At 71.2% G+C, this 17,172-nt stretch carries 19 protein-coding genes; 16 read left to right on the top strand and 3 right to left on the bottom strand.

Annotated elements, in window-relative coordinates; genetic code table 11:
• Positions 1-41: 41 nt before the first annotated feature.
• Both RMT89_RS24115 and RMT89_RS24110 read left to right on the top strand, forming a co-directional pair.
• On the top strand, positions 42-500 hold the full coding sequence (locus RMT89_RS24115) for a DUF5954 family protein (RefSeq protein WP_399498473.1): 459 nt from the start codon (positions 42-44) through the stop codon (positions 498-500).
• Positions 497-895, top strand: coding sequence for a VOC family protein (locus tag RMT89_RS24110; protein ID WP_315885867.1), 399 nt, complete (start codon positions 497-499; stop codon positions 893-895). The genes RMT89_RS24115 and RMT89_RS24110 overlap by 4 nt, the downstream gene beginning before the upstream one ends.
• Here RMT89_RS24110 and RMT89_RS24105 read toward each other — a convergent pair.
• Positions 878-1,549, bottom strand: coding sequence for a DUF6597 domain-containing transcriptional factor (locus tag RMT89_RS24105; RefSeq protein WP_315885866.1), 672 nt, complete (start codon positions 1,547-1,549; stop codon positions 878-880). The genes RMT89_RS24110 and RMT89_RS24105 overlap by 18 nt on opposite strands.
• Positions 1,542-2,474, bottom strand: a complete 933-nt coding sequence (locus RMT89_RS24100; RefSeq protein ID WP_315885865.1) for an AraC family transcriptional regulator — start codon at positions 2,472-2,474, stop codon at positions 1,542-1,544. The genes RMT89_RS24105 and RMT89_RS24100 overlap by 8 nt, the downstream gene beginning before the upstream one ends.
• 80 nt (positions 2,475-2,554) lie before the next feature.
• Between RMT89_RS24100 and RMT89_RS24095 the strand changes: the two genes are divergently transcribed.
• Positions 2,555-3,391 (top strand): NAD(P)H-binding protein, encoded by an 837-nt coding sequence (locus tag RMT89_RS24095; RefSeq protein WP_315885864.1) that lies wholly within the window; start codon positions 2,555-2,557, stop codon positions 3,389-3,391.
• Between the two features lie 9 nt (positions 3,392-3,400).
• Here RMT89_RS24095 and RMT89_RS24090 read toward each other — a convergent pair whose 3' ends face one another.
• Positions 3,401-4,552 (bottom strand): YihY/virulence factor BrkB family protein, encoded by a 1,152-nt coding sequence (locus tag RMT89_RS24090; RefSeq protein ID WP_315885863.1) that lies wholly within the window; start codon positions 4,550-4,552, stop codon positions 3,401-3,403.
• A gap of 100 nt (positions 4,553-4,652) precedes the next feature.
• Here RMT89_RS24090 and RMT89_RS24085 point away from each other — a divergent pair, with 100 nt between their 5' ends.
• The 13 genes from RMT89_RS24085 to RMT89_RS24030 all read left to right on the top strand — a co-directional run.
• Positions 4,653-6,287 (top strand): acyl-CoA dehydrogenase family protein, encoded by a 1,635-nt coding sequence (locus tag RMT89_RS24085; RefSeq protein ID WP_315885862.1) that lies wholly within the window; start codon positions 4,653-4,655, stop codon positions 6,285-6,287.
• 327 nt (positions 6,288-6,614) lie between these two features.
• Positions 6,615-7,892: a GAF domain-containing protein gene (locus RMT89_RS24080; protein WP_315885861.1), complete on the top strand. Its 1,278-nt coding sequence runs from the start codon at positions 6,615-6,617 to the stop codon at positions 7,890-7,892.
• 148 nt (positions 7,893-8,040) lie between these two features.
• Positions 8,041-9,204 carry a hypothetical protein gene (locus RMT89_RS24075; RefSeq protein WP_315885860.1) on the top strand — a complete coding sequence of 388 codons (1,164 nt, stop codon included), beginning with the start codon at positions 8,041-8,043 and terminating at the stop codon, positions 9,202-9,204.
• Between the two features lie 17 nt (positions 9,205-9,221).
• On the top strand, positions 9,222-9,794 hold the full coding sequence (locus RMT89_RS24070) for a GNAT family N-acetyltransferase (protein ID WP_315885859.1): 573 nt from the start codon (positions 9,222-9,224) through the stop codon (positions 9,792-9,794).
• Between the two features lie 125 nt (positions 9,795-9,919).
• Entirely contained in the window at positions 9,920-10,003 is an 84-nt protein-coding gene (locus RMT89_RS46040) for a putative leader peptide (RefSeq protein ID WP_310591794.1), read from the top strand.
• Between the two features lie 126 nt (positions 10,004-10,129).
• Positions 10,130-11,827: a nitrite/sulfite reductase gene (locus RMT89_RS24065; RefSeq protein WP_315885858.1), complete on the top strand. Its 1,698-nt coding sequence runs from the start codon at positions 10,130-10,132 to the stop codon at positions 11,825-11,827.
• A 28-nt stretch (positions 11,828-11,855) separates the two neighbouring features.
• Entirely contained in the window at positions 11,856-12,035 is a 180-nt protein-coding gene (locus RMT89_RS24060) for a hypothetical protein (RefSeq protein ID WP_315885857.1), read from the top strand.
• Complete coding sequence (locus RMT89_RS24055; protein WP_315885856.1) at positions 12,032-12,742, top strand: phosphoadenylyl-sulfate reductase; 711 nt, start codon at positions 12,032-12,034, stop codon at positions 12,740-12,742. Before RMT89_RS24060 ends, RMT89_RS24055 begins: the two co-directional genes overlap by 4 nt.
• Positions 12,739-13,326 carry an adenylyl-sulfate kinase gene (gene cysC / locus RMT89_RS24050; protein WP_315885855.1) on the top strand — a complete coding sequence of 196 codons (588 nt, stop codon included), beginning with the start codon at positions 12,739-12,741 and terminating at the stop codon, positions 13,324-13,326. Before RMT89_RS24055 ends, cysC begins: the two co-directional genes overlap by 4 nt.
• Positions 13,323-14,261, top strand: a complete 939-nt coding sequence (gene cysD / locus RMT89_RS24045; RefSeq protein WP_315885854.1) for a sulfate adenylyltransferase subunit CysD — start codon at positions 13,323-13,325, stop codon at positions 14,259-14,261. The genes cysC and cysD overlap by 4 nt, the downstream gene beginning before the upstream one ends.
• A gap of 2 nt (positions 14,262-14,263) precedes the next feature.
• Positions 14,264-15,592 carry a GTP-binding protein gene (locus RMT89_RS24040; protein ID WP_315885853.1) on the top strand — a complete coding sequence of 443 codons (1,329 nt, stop codon included), beginning with the start codon at positions 14,264-14,266 and terminating at the stop codon, positions 15,590-15,592.
• Between the two features lie 128 nt (positions 15,593-15,720).
• Entirely contained in the window at positions 15,721-16,824 is a 1,104-nt protein-coding gene (locus tag RMT89_RS24035; protein WP_315885852.1) for an aliphatic sulfonate ABC transporter substrate-binding protein, read from the top strand.
• 37 nt (positions 16,825-16,861) lie between these two features.
• Positions 16,862-17,172: ATP-binding cassette domain-containing protein (locus RMT89_RS24030; RefSeq protein ID WP_315885851.1), on the top strand; the 311-nt coding region annotated here is incomplete at its 3' end.

The raw sequence follows: 17,172 nt of genomic DNA, 5'->3' as shown, positions 1-17,172 counted from the left end.
TTCGGGCCTCTCGTTCGGCGGGCGCCCACGACAATGCGTGCATGACCGATGACTGGCGGCAGCGGACCGACGCGCTCCAGGAGGAGTTGATCCGCCGCGCCGACCCCACCGCCTGGGTGCGGGAGGCCGACGCGGTGGACGCCTCGATGCGCTGTCCCCATCTCGCCCTGCGGGGACCGGTGTCCGGGGTGGCCGTGCTGGACCCGGCGGCGGGGCCACGGTGGCGGCTGCTGAAGCCGGTGGTGGACCCCATGCCGCAGGTGGCCCGGGACGGCCTCAACTCCCATCTGTGGTTCACGGAGAAGGACGGCACCGACGATCCGTCCGTACGCCGAGAACTGCTGGCCGCGGTGACCCGGCTGGACCGGGAGCCGGTGAACGAGGTCGATCTCGTTCACGCTGGACACCCCGAAGGGGCCGGTGACCTTCGGCTGATCCCCGGATCATGTCCGTTTCCTTCAAGACCGGCCGCTCGACGGCTGCCTACGGTGGCCGTATGACTCCACGATTCGATGCCTTCGGACTGGTCGTCTCCGACATGGCCGCCGCTGTCACCTTCTACCGCCGCCTCGGTTTCGCCTTCCCCGAAGGCGCGGAGAACGAGCCGCACGCGGAGGCCGGGCTGCCCGGCGGACTGCGGCTGATGCTCGACACCGAGGAAATGGCCCGCTCCATCCACCCCGGATGGCAACCGCCCTCCGGCGCCCGGCACTCGCTGGCCCTGCTCTGCGACAATCCGGGCGAGGTCGACACGGTGTACGAGGAGCTGGTCGGCGCCGGCTACCACGGTGAGCTCAAGCCCTGGGACGCCTTCTGGGGCCAGCGGTACGCGGTCCTGCACGACCCGGACGGCAACGGCGTCGACCTGTTCGCGCCGCTACCCGCGTCCGAGTAGCTCGCCCAGCGGCACCCCGGCCAACTCCTTGACGTCCCGCGCCAGATGGGCCTGGTCGGCGAACCCGGCGCCGGCCGCCGCCTGAGCGAACGGCACCCCGGCGCGGGCCAGGCCGAGCGCGCGCCGGAAGCGCAGCACCCGGGCCAGCGTCTTGGGCCCGTACCCGAACGCGTCCAGTGCCCGCCGGTGCAACTGCCGGGTCCCGAGCCCGAGTTCATCGGCGGTGGCGCCGACGGCCCGGCCCGCGTCCAGGGCGCCCACCAGCCGTCGCAGCAAGGGGTCGGGCGCCTCGGCGCGCTCCAGCACGACCTCCTCCAGGGCGGCCGGGAGATCGGCCGCGCCCTCGACGCGGCGGGACAGCCGCCGTACCTCCGAGGCCGGCCACAGTTCGGCGAGGTCGACGCGCCGGTCACGCAGTTCGTGTGCGGGCACGCCCAGGAACGCGGGCGCGGAGCCGGGGTAGAAGCGCACGCCGTACCAGGTGCCTTCCTCGGCGTCGGTGGCGTAGGCCCGGGTATCGGCACCGGCGACGATCAGCCGCCCTTCGTGCCAGAGCAGGTCCATGCAGCCGTCGGGGAGGACGAGCCCGCCGCCGGACGCCGTGTTCGCCCATACGACGGCACCCGAAAGCCGGGACGGCCGTTCGCTATACACGGCTTCGATGCTCCTGCGGACTCACCCCGTAGACCCTCTTGAAGGCGCTGGACAGCGCGAACGCGCTGCCGTACCCCACCCGCCGGGCGATCGCGTCGAGGGTGTCCTCGGTGTCCCGCAGCGCGTCCGCGGCGAGGGCCAGGCGCCAGCCGGTGAGATACGTCATCGGCGGCTCCCCCACGAGTTCGGTGAACCGCCGGGCGAGCGCGGCCCTGGACACCCCCGCCTTCGCCGCCAGTGACGCCACCGTCCAGGGATGCGCCGGATCGTCCTGCACGAGGCGCAGTACCCGCCCCACCACAGGATCCGCCAGCGCCCGGTACCAGGCGGGCGCCGCCGCCTCGGGCCGGGAGAACCAGGCCCGCAGCGCCGCGATGACCAGGAGATCCAGCAGCCGGTCCAGGACCACCTCCTGGCCCGGTTCGTCGCGGACGATCTCCTCCATCAGGTACGGCGTGAGCGGGCAGTCCCACACCTCGGCCGTGAGCGTCAGCAGCGGCGGCAACGCGTCCAGCAGCCGCCCGCTGACCTCCCCCTGCCACAGATAGGTGCCGATCAGCATCACGGCCGAGCCGTCGAGCCGGTCGCCCCACGTCCGCACGCCGAGGTCCATCACGCCGTTGAGCGAGCGGCCGTCGGGATAACGGCACTCGCCGCCCGGCAGGATCAGCGCCTGCGGGGGCGTGTCCGGGTCGTCGGCGCAGGTGTACGGGTCGGGGCCGCGGGCGATCGCGAGATCACCGGGGCGCAGCAGCACCCGCTCCCCCGTGTCCGGCATGATCAACGCCTCGCCGCGGACCATCAGCATCACGGTCAGCGGGGCGCGGTCCTCGATACGCACGGCCCAGGGCGGGTCGAAGCAGGCGCGGATCATGAAGGCGCCACGCGCGCGTGGGCCCTCCAGAAGGCCGGCAAGGGCATCCATGGCGCCAGCGTAGACGCGCGCGCATGGGAATGAGCCGTTCAGCGATGGGTTGTCGGAGCCCGCGGCCGTTGACTGGTCACATGACGACGAACACGCGGAACACGACAGTGATGGTGACCGGCGCCTCGGGCCGTACCGGAAGCCGGGTGGCACAGGCCGTGCGGGCGGCCGGCTCACAGGTGCGGGAGGCGACCCGGTCCCGGGGCTTCGACTGGGAGGACCCGACGACCTGGGCGGACACCCTTCGCGGCGCCGACGCCGCGTACCTGATGTACCCGACCGACGTCGGCTCCCCGGCCGCGGCCGAGGGCGTCGGGGCGCTGGCCCGGGAGGCGGTCGGGCTCGGCGTACGGCGGCTGGTGCTGCTGTCGGCGCGCGGCGAGGACCAGGCGCTGCCGACCGAGGAGGCGCTGAAGGCGTCGGGCGCGGACTGGACGATCGTACGGGCCGCGTGGTTCGCCCAGAACTTCAGCGAGGGCCCGCTGGCGGACGGGCTGCGCGAGGGCGGGGAGCTGGTCTTCCCGGCGGGCGAGGTCGAGGAGCCGTTCATCGACGTACGGGACATCGCGGACGTGGTGGCGACCGTGCTGACGTCCGGGGACAGGTACGTGGGGCAGACCCTGGAGCTCACCGGTCCCCGTCTGCTGTCCTTCCGGCGGGCCGTCGCGGAGGTCTCCGCGGCCACCGGCACCGAGCTGACGTACATCCCGGTGCCGGTGCGGGCGTACGGGGAGCATCTGATCGGCTTCGGGGTCCCGCGGGAGGAGGCGGACTTCCTGGTGGAGCTCTTCGAGACGCTCCTGGACGGCCGCAACGCCCGTCTCACCGACGGCGTCCACCAGGTCCTGGGGCGCGGCCCCCGCGACTTCGCGGACTTCGCCGGCGAGGCCGCGGCGGCCGGTGCCTGGAAGGCGTGAGCGCGCCGGTCAGGAATCGTCCGGCTTGTGCGGCGGGTGGGTGTGCGTGCTCTTCACATGGGTGCGCAGGCGGGACGAGACGTCGTCCGGGGGCAGGAAGCGGGACCAGCGTTCCGGGAACTCCGAGGGCATGTCGGGGTCCTCCGGGTCGTCATGGACGGCCTCGCGGTGGGCGGCGGCGCGGGCCACGTACTCGGCGACCTGGGCCTCGCGCAGCCGCTCGTTGGCGGCACGGGCCGCGGCCGTCGCGGCGGCCGGCCAGACCCGGTCGATCGCGGCGTTGACCGCGGCCCCGACGAGCACCGCGAACGCGGACACACCGATCCACAGCAGCACGGCGACGGCGGCGGCGAGGGAACCGTAGATCGTGGCGCCCTCCACCGTGTTGGTGAGGTAGATCCGCAGCAGGAAGCTGCCGAGGACCCACATGCCGAGGGCCACCAGGGCGCCGGGGACGTCCTCGATCCACGGGGAGCGGACGGGTACGGAGACGTGGTACAGCGTCGTGAGGAAGGCGATGGACAGCAGGATGACCACCGGCCAGTACAGAACCTGGACCAGCGTCTCCGACCACGGCAGCACGTTCAGTACGGCGTCCGGCCCGGCCACCATCAGCGGCAGCGCGATCGAGCCGATCACCAGGGCCACCAGGAAGAGCACGAAGGCGACCAGCCGCGTCTTCACGATGCCGCGGACGCCGTCGAGGCCGTACATGACGGTGATGGTGTCGATGAAGACGTTCACGGCGCGGGAGCCCGACCACAGGGCGAACAGGAAGCCGATGGAGATGACGTCGGGGCGGCCGCCCTTCATCACGTCGTCCAGGATCGGCTGGGCGATCTGGCGGACGCCCTTGTCCGACAGGACCGTGCGCGAGGCCTCCAGGAGGTTCGCCTCCAGGCTGCTGATGGTGTCGGTGCCGGTCCAGTCGTCGACGTAACCGAGCAGTCCGATCATGCTCAGCAGCAGCGGCGGGACGGAGAGCAGCGTGAAGAAGGCCGCCTCCGCCGCGAGCCCCAGGATCCGGTACTCGATGCACGAGTTGACCGTGTCCTTGAGCAACAGCCAGGCGGTCCTGCGCTTCGAGACGTTCCGGTAGAGGGCACGCGCCCGGTGGAGACGGCCGGAGGGCCTCTGGGGGGGTTCACTTGCTGGCTGCACGACCTAACGGTATCCGCCGTCAGGCCCGCTCCCGTGCCGCCCCGGGGGCCGCCGCGTCGGTGTGGTGACCGCCCCGATACGGAGAGGTAGGTTCACACCCATGGACGGCACCACCCACACCGTGACGAACCAGCCCCCGCCCCTGGTCGGGTACGACGTCTACACCGCCGACCGGGCGCTGACCTCCGCGGTCGAACGGCACCTCGACCCCGCCCTGCTCGACGAGGCGCGCGGCGACCTGTCGGCGCTGGGGCGCTCGGCCGGTTCGGCGCAGCTGCAGCAGTGGGCGGTGGAGGCCAATGAGAACCCGCCGCGGCTGCGCACCCACGACCGCTACGGCAACCGCGTCGACGAGGTCGAGTTCCATCCGGCCTGGCACCGGCTGCTCGGCAAGGGCGTGGCGGCGGGGCTGACCGCGGCCTGGAACCGCCCGGGCGGGCAGGTGCGGCGGGCCGCCGGGTTCCTGGTGTGGACGCAGGTCGAGGCCGGCAACGGCTGTCCGCTGTCGATGACCCACGCCGCCGTGCCCGCGCTGCGCACCGACCCGGACCTGGCCGCCGAGTGGGAGCCCCGGCTGACCTCCATGATCTACGAGCGGGAGCTGCGGCCGGCCCGCCAGAAGGCCGGGGCGCTGTTCGGGATGGCCATGACGGAGAAGCAGGGCGGCAGCGACGTACGCGCGAACACGACGGCCGCGCGTCCGCTGCCCGACGGGGAGTCCTACGAGCTGACCGGGCACAAGTGGTTCTGCTCGGCGCCGATGTCGGACGGCTTCCTGGCCCTCGCCCGGGCTCCGGGCGGTCTGACCTGCTTCCTGGTCCCCCGGGTCCTGGAGGACGGCACCCGCAACCCGTTCCACCTCCAGCGGCTCAAGGACAAGCTGGGCAACCGGTCCAACGCCTCCGCGGAGGTCGAGTTCGCGGGGACCTGGGCGCGCCGGGTCGGTGAGGAGGGGCGCGGGGTGCGGACCATCATCGAGATGGTGGCGGCCACCCGCCTCGACTGTGTGCTGGGCTCGGCGGGACTGATGCGGCAGGCCGTCGTCCAGGCGATCCACCACTGCGACCACCGCGAGGCCTTCGGCGGCCGGCTCGTCGACAAGCCGCTGATGCGCAACGTCCTGGCCGACCTCGCCCTGGAGTCCGAGGCCGCGACCACCCTCGCACTGCGGCTCGCGGCGGCCTACGACGACGGCGGCGAGCAGGAGAAGGCGCTGCTGCGGATCGCGGTGCCCGCCGCCAAGTACTGGGTGACCAAACGCTGTGCACCGGTGACGGTCGAGGCGGCCGAGTGCCTGGGCGGCAACGGCTACGTCGAGGAGTCCGGAATGCCCCGCCTGGTACGGGAGTCACCCCTCAACTCCATCTGGGAGGGCGCGGGCAACGTCCAGGCCCTGGACGTCCTTCGGGCACTGCGCCGAGAACCGGACGCCCTCGACGCCTACCTCCAGGAAATCGGCCGAGCCCGCGGCGCCGACCACCGCCTGGACGCCGCGATCAAGGACCTGCTGACCGAACTGGCCGATTTGGAGGGGGTGGAGGGCCGGGCAAGGCGCGTGACGGAGCGCCTGGCGCGGGTACTGCAGGGAGCGCTGCTAGTACGTTTCGCGCCACCGGAGGTGGCAGACGCCTTCTGTGCGTCCCGGCTGGGCGAGGACGGCGGCGCAACGTTCGGCACACTTCCGTCAACCTTGAACCTGGGGGCGGTAGTGGACAGGTCCAGGCCGCAGGCCTGAGACCTCAGGGGCGCGGGGCTGTATCGATGTGCGGCTCCGCCGCGTGGGCGCGAGCAGCCACGACGAACCCGCGGCCGCCGACGCAACAGATGACGGGGGTGGTGCTGCGCCGACACGGCACCACCCCCGCACTGGCCCGTTCGAGGCCGCGAACGCCGCTCGGGACGGCGTTGCTCAAGTTTCAATCAGGCCAACGCGGACCACCAGGGTTGCAAGGGGTTGCAACTTGTCAATCACTGTGGACGGAGCGGGCCCCTCCGCCGAGGATGGACGTCACTATGAGATGAACAGTCAGGAATCGACCGACGCACCCCCGGGGAGGGACTCGTGGCGCTGTCACCGCACGACGTGACGCAGCTGGCCGCCGTCGACACGGTGCGCGCGGCGCGGGTGCTGAACGAGGTGCGCAACGCCACGCTCTCCGGACAGCGCGCGCCTGTCGCGCCACGACCGGTGATCGAGCAGTCCTGGGGCCGGATGCTGCGCAGCGGGGTCGATCCCGACCATGACTTCCGGTCCGGGCTGCTGACCCGCGAGGAGGTGCAGCGGCGCCGGGAGAGCAGCGCGCTGCGGCATGTGCTGCCGGTGCTGCGCGAGGGGTTGCTGTCGGTCGCGGACGTCGCCCACCACATCATGGTCGTCGCCGACGAGGACGGCCGGGTGCTGTGGCGGGAGGGCAGCTCGCCGGTGCTGCGCAAGGCCGACGGGCTCGGCTTCGAACTCGGCGCGGACTGGCGGGAGGACGTGGTCGGCACCAACGGCGTGGGCACCCCGGCCGTGGTGCGCAGACCGGTTCAGGTCTTCGCCTCCGAGCACTTCGTGCGCACGCACGCCACCTGGACCTGTGCCGGTGCCCCCATCACGGATCCGCGGGACGGCCGGCTGATCGGTGTGGTGGACGTCAGCGGACCGCTGGAGACCATGCATCCGGCCACCCTGGCCTGGGTGGACACGGTCGCCAAGCTCGCCGAGGCCCGGTTGCGGGAGCTGCATCTGACCTCGCTGGAGGGGCTGCGCGCGGTGGTCTCGCCGGTGTTGTCCCGGCTCGCCGGGCGGGCGCTGGTGGTGGACCGGGACGGCTGGTGCGCGGCGGTGTCGGGGATGCCGTACACGAACCGGGTCGCGCTGCCCAAGTCGCTTGCGGCGGGGCGTCGGTGGCTGCCGCCGCTCGGGCTGTGCGCGGTGGAGCCGCTGGCGGGCGGCTGGCTGCTCAGGCCCGCCGACGAGCCGGTGCCGCGCGGGGACACCCGGATCGTGCTGGATCTGTCGCAGCCGCGCCGCTGGTCGGTGGCGGTGACCGGCGCTGCGGGCACCTGGAGCCATGAACTGAGCCCCCGGCACGCCGAGTTGCTCTATCTGCTGGCCCTGCACCGGGGCGGTCTGAGTGCGGCGGGCCTGGCCGAGGAGATGTTCGGCGACGCGGCCCGCACGGTGACGGTCAGGGCCGAGATGTCACGGGTACGGCGCTATCTCGGAGGCCTGCTGGAACACCGGCCGTATCGTTTCTGCGAGGACGCCGGGGTCGAGCTGCTGCTCCCCGAGGACCCACTGGATCTGCTGCCGCACTCGACGGCGCCGGGGGTGGCGGACGGACGTACCGGCTGAAGCCCCCAAGGTGTCATCTTCCGCATATTTGCGAGGTCTTCGTCCACGCCCCCTCCCACTGCCGTAGCATCCCCTACGGGCCACCCCACCTGCTCCTTGGTCAACGCACGGATCAACAGGCGCAGTTGGCCCGCCTCGGGAGGACGTCATGAAACAGCATCGCGGCAGACACCGCCGGCGCAAGCGGGGCCGTGCGCTGCGCGGAGTGCTGGCCGCAACCGCCCTCGCGCTCACCGCGGCCGCCACCATGATCAGCGCCTCCCAGGCCACGGCCGACCGCGACCCCGGGGCGCTGAAGCCCCTCACCTCCCGCGCCGAGCTGAACACTCTGCGGCTGCACGAGGACCTGGTGCCGGAGCGGACCCTGGACCGGCTGCCCGCCGAGCTGGGCCGGCCCGTCGGCGTCGGCGCGGTGCTCGACGACGCCGAGGGCACCCTGCGCGACCCGGCCGACTGCACGGCCACCGAGCGCGCGGCGCTGCCCGTGGCGCCCGCGGCCACGCACGCGTACTGCTGGGACACCGCCGACACCCGCGGCCTGCGGTCCGGCGCGGTCACCACCTCCGGGGACGCCGACGACGACGGCCGCTGGGGCGAGAACCGTGTGGTGCTGTCGGCCTGGTCCGGCGGCAAGGGCTCCCGGGTCGCCTTCGTCGACGCGAACGACCTCGACCGCCTCCGCTACACCTGGGTGCGGCTCGCCGTCCCCACGGACGACGGCCGTGACTGGCGCGCGCTGCGCTCGGCGGTCTCGGGCATGGTCTGGTACCAGGACAAGCTGCTGGTCACCGCGCGGGACGGGCTGTACGTCTACGACATGCACCGCGTGCTTCGCGCGACCGGTGCGGACGGTCCCCGCTTCGTGATGCCGGCCGTCGGCGCGTACCGGACGGCCGGAGAGCGCCCCGTGGGCCTCTCGCTGGACCGCGGCACCTCGCCGGACAGCCTGGTGGCGCGCGGCGGTGACCGGCTGTGGCGGTACGCGTTCAGCACGGACCCGGGCCGCACCGGGCTGCTCGCCACCGGGGACGCGACCGAGGCGTACGCGACGAAGGCGGAGGGGCCCGGCGGAGTGCTGTCGTACGGCTCCCGCTGGTACCTGACACAGCCGGGCGAGCAGCGCGGCCTGCTGTGGCGGCAGAGCACGAGCGGGGCCGAGGCCACGCGGTGCGGGTCCGACGAGACGCGGCTGTGCTGGAGCAGGAAGACGGCCTCCCTCTCCTACTGGCAGGAGACCGGCGAGGTCTGGTCGCAGTCGGGGCGGACGCTGTTTTCGCTGCCACTGAACACGATCGACAGATCGCTGGGGTAGATGATTCCCTGGGCGACATGCCCAACATCCCCGTGACCACCTGGTCCCTGGAGCAGACGGACCCCTCCGACCTGCTGCCGGCCGCCGCCCCCGAAGGGGACGTGCGGATCGTCCGCTCCGAGGTCCCCTCCCCCGAGTTCAGCCGCTTCCTGTACGCCTCCGTCGGCGGCGACATTTGCTGGATCGACCGGCTGGGCTGGAGCTACGCCCAGTGGCAGGAGCACCTGGACCGGCCGGGCGCGGAGACCTGGGTCGCCTACGACCGCGGCACGCCCGCCGGGTACGTGGAGCTGGGCCCGCAGGACGACGGGGTCGTGGAGATCGAGTACTTCGGCCTGATCCCGGCCTTCCGGGGCCGCCGCATCGGCGGTCACCTGCTCTCGTACGGCGCCGCCCGGGCCTGGGACCTCGCCGACCGCTGGCCCGGACGGGCGCAAACCAAGCGGGTGTGGCTGCACACCTGCAGCCTGGACGGCGAGCACGCGATGGACAACTACCAGCGTCGTGGCTTCAAGCTGTTCGACACCAAGGCCGAGGAGCGGGCGGAAGTGACAGCTCCGGGACCGTGGCCGGGGGCATACGCCGTTTGACCTGCACAAGGCGGCATTTCTCCGCCATGTGACCAAGGACACCCTTGTCTCGCTCCTCGGGACAAGGGTGTCCACATGTCGGACGAAGCTGGACTGTGTCCAGATCGCCGTGCCACGCTTCCGTCATGTCTGGAACTGGAATTGCCTTGGTGAGTCGGCGGCACGTCGACCTCGGCCGCATGTCCAGCGCCATCTGTCCGGCGCGCTGAGAGCACTCCAGCACCGCCCGACGCCTCCCCCTTTGCCTGCTTTCCCGCGCAAGGACGCGCACCGCTGCCGTGCGCGCACGCGCAGGCCAGAGCCGCTTTCCCGCCTGTCCCGAAGGACGTAGAACCATGGCCGCCACCCCTGAGAACCCCGCTGCCGCGCCTGTCCGCCGCAAGGCGAGCCGTCACCGCGGCGAGGGCCAGTGGGCCGCGGGGCACTTCACCCCGCTGAACGGCAACGAACAGTTCAAGAAGGACGACGACGGTCTCAATGTGCGGACACGCATTGAGACGATCTACTCCAAGCGCGGCTTCGACTCGATCGACCCCAACGACCTGCGCGGCCGGATGCGCTGGTGGGGTCTGTACACCCAGCGCAAGCCCGGGATCGACGGCGGCAAGACCGCGATCCTGGAGCCGGAGGAGCTGGACGACGAGTACTTCATGCTGCGCGTCCGCATCGACGGCGGCCGGCTCAGCACCGAGCAGCTGCGTGTCATCGGCGAGATCTCGCAGGAGTTCGCGCGCGGCACCGCCGACATCACCGACCGGCAGAACGTCCAGTACCACTGGATCCGGATCGAGGACGTGCCCGAGATCTGGAACCGCCTGGAGGCGGTCGGCCTGTCCACCACCGAGGCCTGCGGTGACACCCCGCGAGTGATCCTCGGCTCGCCCGTCGCCGGTATCGCCGCCGACGAGATCATCGACGGCACCCCGGCCATCGACGAGATCCAGCGCCGGATCATCGGCAACAAGGACTTCTCGAACCTGCCCCGCAAGTTCAAGTCCGCGATCTCCGGCTCGCCGCTGCTGGACGTGGCGCACGAGATCAACGACATCGCCTTCGTCGGGGTCGACCACCCCGAGCACGGCCCGGGCTTCGACGTCTGGGTCGGCGGCGGCCTGTCCACCAACCCGAAGATCGGCCAGCGCCTCGGCGCCTGGGTCCCCCTCGACGAGGTCCCGGATGTCTACGAGGGCGTCATCTCGATCTTCCGCGACTACGGCTACCGGCGCCTTCGTACGCGTGCCCGCCTGAAGTTCCTGCTCGCCGACTGGGGCGTGGAGAAGTTCCGCGAGGTGCTGGAGAACGAGTACCTCAAGCGCAAGCTCATCGACGGTCCCGCCCCCGCGCAGCCCGTCGAGCGCTGGCGCGACCACGTCGGTGTGCACCCGCAGAAGGACGGCCGCTTCTACGTCGGCTTCGCCCCGCGCGTGGGCCGCGTGGACGGCACCACCCTGACGAAGATCGCCGAGCTGGCCGAGGCACACGGCTCGGGCCGGGTGCGCACCACCGCCGAGCAGAAGATGCTCGTGCTCGACGTCGAGCCGGACCAGGTCGACTCGCTCGTCGAGGGCCTGGAGGCGCTGGACCTGACGGTCAAGCCCTCCCCCTTCCGGCGCGGCACCATGGCCTGCACCGGCATCGAGTACTGCAAGCTCGCCATCGTCGAGACCAAGGCGCGCGGATCCTCGCTGATCGACGAGCTGGAGCGCCGGATCCCGCAGTTCGACGAGCCGATCACCATCAACATCAACGGCTGCCCGAACGCCTGCGCCCGTATCCAGGTCGCGGACATCGGTCTCAAGGGCCAGCTGGTCGTCAACGACCGCGGCGAGCAGGTCGAGGGCTTCCAGGTGCACCTGGGCGGCGCGCTCGGCCTGGAGGCCGGCTTCGGCCGCAAGGTACGCGGTCTGAAGGTGACCTCGGAGGAACTGCCCGACTACGTCGAGCGGGTCCTCAAGCGGTTCCAGGCCGAGCGCGAGGACGGCGAGCGCTTCGCCGCCTGGGCCGCGCGTGCTTCCGAGGAGGCCCTTTCGTGAGCGCAGCGAACGAAACAGAGGACGCGGTATGAGCGAGCGGGCCGCCCCCTTCTACTGCCCCTACTGCGGCGACGAGGACTTGCGTCCGAGTGAGCAGGGACACGGCGCGTGGGAATGCGCGGCGTGCAACCGGGCCTTCCAGCTGAAGTTCCTCGGGCTGCTGGCCCGGGGTCTTCAGCCGACCGAAGCAGGGGGAGACGAGATATGACGACCACTCAGGAAGACCGCACCACCGAGGACTTGAAGGCGCTCGCCGAGCAGGCGGGCCGTGATCTGGAGGACGCCTCCGCGCTGGAGATCCTCCAGTGGGCAGCCGACACCTTCGGCCGGCGCTTCTGTGTGACCTCCTCCATGGAGGACGCGGTCGTCGCCCATCTCGCCTCCCGCGCGTTGCCCGGTGTTGACGTGGTGTTCCTCGACACCGGCTACCACTTTCCCGAGACCATTGGTACACGTGATGCGGTGGAGGCGGTGATGGACGTCAACGTCATCACCCTCACCCCGCGTCAGACGGTCGCCGAGCAGGACGCGGAGTACGGCCCCAAGCTGCACGACCGCGACCCGGACCTGTGCTGCAAGCTGCGCAAGGTCCAGCCGTTGGAGGAGGGCCTCAAGGGCTATCTGGCCTGGGCGACGGGCCTGCGCCGCGACGAGTCCGAGACCCGGGCGGACACTGCCGTGGTCGGCTGGGACGAGAAGCGGCAGAAGGTCAAGATCTCGCCCATCGCCAAGTGGACCCAGCAGGACGTGGACGCCTACGTCGCCGAGCACGGTGTCCTCACCAACCCGCTGCTGATGGACGGCTACACCTCCGTCGGCTGCGCCCCCTGCACCCGCCGTGTCCTGGAGGGCGAGGACGCGCGCGCCGGCCGCTGGGCGGGCCGCGCCAAGACCGAGTGCGGGCTGCACCTGTGACCACGAACCCGTTTCCGGAGACCGCCCCGGAGAACAAGGAGAACCACGTGACGACCGGAGCCACCGTCTGGCTCACGGGTCTGCCGAGTGCCGGCAAGACCACCATCGCGTACGAGCTGGCCGGCCGGCTGCGCGAGGAGGGCCACCGTGTCGAGGTGCTCGACGGCGACGAGATCCGCGAGTTCATCTCCGCGGGCCTCGGCTTCAGCCGCGAGGACCGGCACACCAACGTCCAGCGCATCGGCTTCCTCGCCGACCTGCTCGCCCGTAACGGCGTCAAGGCGCTGGTGCCGGTGATCGCGCCGTACGCCGACAGCCGTGAGGCGGTGCGCAAGCGCCACCAGGAGAGCGGGGCGGCGTACCTGGAGATCCACGTGGCCACTCCGGTCGAGGTGTGCTCCGTACGCGATGTCAAGGGCCTGTACGCCAAGCAGGCGGCTGGCGAGCTGTCCGGGCTCACCGGGGTCGACGACCCCTACGAGGAGCCCGACTCGCCCGACCTGCGCATCGAGTCGCAGAACCAGACCGTGGGGGAGTCCGCGGCGGCCGTGTACGCCCTGCTCAGCGAAAGGGGCCTGGCATGACGACGACCGTCTCCTCGGTCGAGGAGGGCACGGAGACTCCGTACGCCCTCTCCCACCTGGACGCCCTGGAGTCCGAGGCGGTGCACATCTTCCGCGAGGTGGCGGGCGAGTTCGAGCGGCCGGTGATCCTTTTCTCCGGTGGCAAGGACTCGATCGTCATGCTGCATCTGGCGCTGAAGGCGTTCGCGCCGGCGCCGGTGCCGTTCTCGCTGCTGCATGTGGATACCGGGCACAACTTCCCCGAGGTGCTCGACTACCGGGACCGCGCGGTGGCCAGGCACGGGCTGCGGCTGCATGTCGCCTCCGTGCAGGACTACATCGACCGCGGGGTGCTCAAGGAGCGGCCGGACGGCACCCGTAACCCGCTGCAGACGCTGCCGCTGACGGAGAAGATCCAGGCGGAGAAGTTCGACGCGGTCTTCGGCGGCGGGCGCCGGGACGAGGAGAAGGCGCGCGCCAAGGAGCGGGTGTTCTCGCTGCGCGACGAGTTCTCGCAGTGGGACCCGCGCCGCCAGCGGCCCGAGCTGTGGAACCTCTACAACGGGCGGCACGCTCCCGGTGAGCACGTCCGCGTGTTCCCGCTGTCCAACTGGACGGAGCTGGACGTCTGGCAGTACATCGCCCGGGAGGGCATCGAGCTGCCGGAGATCTACTTCGCGCACGAGCGTGAGGTGTTCGCCCGCAACGGCATGTGGCTGACGGCGGGCGAGTGGGGCGGCCCGAAGGACGGCGAGACCGTGGAGAAGCGGCTCGTGCGCTACCGGACCGTCGGTGACATGTCCTGCACGGGTGCCGTCGACTCCGACGCCACCACGCTGGACGCCGTGATCACCGAGATCGCCGCCTCCCGGCTCACCGAGCGGGGCGCGACCCGCGCCGACGACAAGATGTCCGAGGCCGCGATGGAAGACCGCAAGCGCGAGGGGTACTTCTAACCATGAGCACGACCACGGAACTCCCCGAGACGACCCTGCTGCGGTTCGCCACCGCCGGTTCCGTCGACGACGGCAAGTCCACCCTCGTGGGCCGGCTGCTGCACGACTCCAAGTCGGTCCTCACCGACCAGATGGAGGCCGTGGAGCGCGCCTCGGCGAACCGTGGCCAGGAGGGCCCGGACCTCGCGCTGCTCACCGACGGTCTGCGGGCCGAGCGGGAGCAGGGCATCACGATCGACGTGGCGTACCGCTACTTCGCGACGGCCCGGCGCCGGTTCATCCTCGCCGACACCCCGGGCCATGTGCAGTACACCCGGAACATGGTCACCGGCGCCTCCACGGCCGAGCTGACGGTGATCCTGATCGACGCCCGCAACGGCGTCGTCGAGCAGACCCGCCGGCATGCCGCGCTGGCCGCGCTGCTGCGTGTCCCGCATGTCGTCCTCGCCGTCAACAAGATGGACCTCGTCGACTACCAGGAGTCCGTGTTCGCCGCCATCGCCGAGGAGTTCACGGCGTACGCGCTCGAACTGGGCGTCCCGGAGGTCACCGCGATCCCGATCTCGGCGCTCGCCGGTGACAACGTCGTGGAACCGTCCGCCACCATGGACTGGTACGGCGGCCCGACGGTGCTGGAGCACCTGGAGACCGTGCCCGTCACCCACGACCTGAGCCACTGCCACGCGCGCCTGCCCGTGCAGTACGTGATCCGCCCGCAGACCGCCGAGCACCCCGACTACCGCGGTTACGCCGGTCAGATCGCCGCCGGTTCGTTCCGCGTCGGCGAGCAGATCACCGTGCTGCCGTCCGGCCGCTCCACGAAGATCTCCGGTATCGACCTGCTCGGCGAGCCGGTCGATGTCGCCTGGACGACGCAGTCGGTGACCCTCCTGCTGGAGGACGACATCGACATCTCGCGCGGCGACCTGATCGTGCCCAGCAAGGACGCGCCGCCGACCACCCAGGACATCGAGGCGACCGTCTGCCACGTCGCCGACGCCCCGCTCACCGTCGGCCACCGGGTGCTGCTCAAGCACGGCACCCGCACGGTCAAGGCGATCGTGAAGGACATCCCGTCCCGGCTCACGCTGGACGACCTGTCCCTGCACCCGCACCCGGGACAGCTCGTCGCCAACGACATCGGCCGGGTGAAGATCCGTACCGCCGAGCCGCTGCCCGTCGACTCCTACGCCGACTCGCGGCGCACGGGTTCGTTCATCCTGATCGACCCGAGCGACGGTACGACGCTCACCGCCGGCATGGTCGGCGAGTCGTTCGCCTCCCCGGAGCCCGTCAAGGACGAGGCCGAGGACGACGGTTGGGACTTCTGACCATGAACTCGGCCTCGGAGGCCGGGGTGCGGCGATGTCCGCGCTGACCCCGTACTCGTACATCTGCCGTACTCCCGGCCACGCTCGGTAAGGGCGTCAGAGCCGGGCCACCGAGAGGAACACCTCCCGTGCCTGCCACCCCCGCCCTGCGCCGTACCCTCGCGGTACTGACCGTGCTGCCGCTGCTGGCGCTCGCGGCCGCGTGCGGTTACGGCTCCCAGGCCGTGGAGAACACCGAGCGCGCGATACCGGGGGCGGCGAAGGTCGACGGGCTGGACTCGGTGCGCATCGGCTACTTCGGGAACCTCACCCACGCCACCGCGCTGGTGGGCCGGCACCAGGGGATCTTCCAGAAGCAGCTGGGCGGTACGACGGCCAAGTACGCCGAGTTCAACGCCGGTCCGTCCGAGATCGAGGCGCTGAACTCGGGGTCCATCGACATCGGGTGGATCGGGCCCTCGCCCGCGATCAACGGGTACATCAAGGCGAACGGCAAGAACCTGCGGATCGTCTCCGGTTCGGCGTCCGGCGGGGTGAAGCTGGTCGTGAACCCGGAGAAGATCAAGTCCCTGAAGGACGTCAAGGGCAAGCGGATCGCCACTCCGCAGCTCGGCAACACGCAGGACGTGGCGTTCCTGAACTGGGCCGCCGGGCAGGGCTGGAAGGTCGACGCGCAGAGCGGCGAGGGCGATGTGTCCGTCGTCCGCTCCGACAACAAGGTCACACCCGACCTCTACCGGTCCGGCTCGATCGACGGCGCCTGGGTGCCGGAGCCGACCGCCTCGAAGCTGGTCGCCGAGGGCGGAAAGGTACTGCTGGACGAGGCCTCCCTGTGGCCGGACAAGAAGTTCGTGATCACGAACGTCATCGTCCGGCAGGAGTTCCTCAAGGAGCACCCGAAGGCCGTCGAGGCGGTGCTCAAGGCCTCCGTCGAGGCCAACCAGTGGATCAACGCCGATCCGGAGAGGGCGAAGGCCGCGGCCAATGCCCAGTTGGCGGCGGACACCGGCAAGGCGCTGCCCGCCGAGGTCATCGACCAGGCCTGGCCGTCCATCCGGTTCACCGACGATCCGCTGGCGGCCACGCTCGACGCGCAGGCGAAGCACGCGCTCAAGGCGGGCCTGCTGGAGAAGCCGGACCTGACCGGCATCTACGACCTGACACCGCTGAACAGGGTCCTCAAAGCCGAGGGCGCACCCGAGGCCGACGACGCCGGCCTCGGCGTCAAGTGAGCCACGAGTCCAGATGAGTTCCCAGGAGGTGACGACCATGGCAACCGCCCTCGCCAAGGCCGCCGACACGGATACGTCCGTGGAGCACGCCGCGCGCATCGACCACGTGTCGAAGTCCTTCGCCGGCCCGGCCGGACAGCAACTCGTCCTCGACGACATCACCCTCGATGTCGCGCCCGGCGAGTTCGTCACCCTTCTGGGAGCCTCGGGCTGCGGCAAGTCGACGCTGCTCAACCTGGTCGCGGGCCTGGACAGGCCCAGCGCCGGCGCGATCACGACCGACGGGCGCCCGGCGCTGATGTTCCAGGAGCACGCCCTGTTCCCGTGGCTGACCGCGGGCAAGAACAT

The sequence above is a fragment of the Streptomyces sp. P17 genome (assembly GCF_032436805.1).
GTDB lineage: Bacteria > Actinomycetota > Actinomycetes > Streptomycetales > Streptomycetaceae > Streptomyces.
The sequence above is the reverse complement of the archived record's forward strand: the minus strand, read 5'-3'. Positions and strand labels throughout refer to the sequence as shown.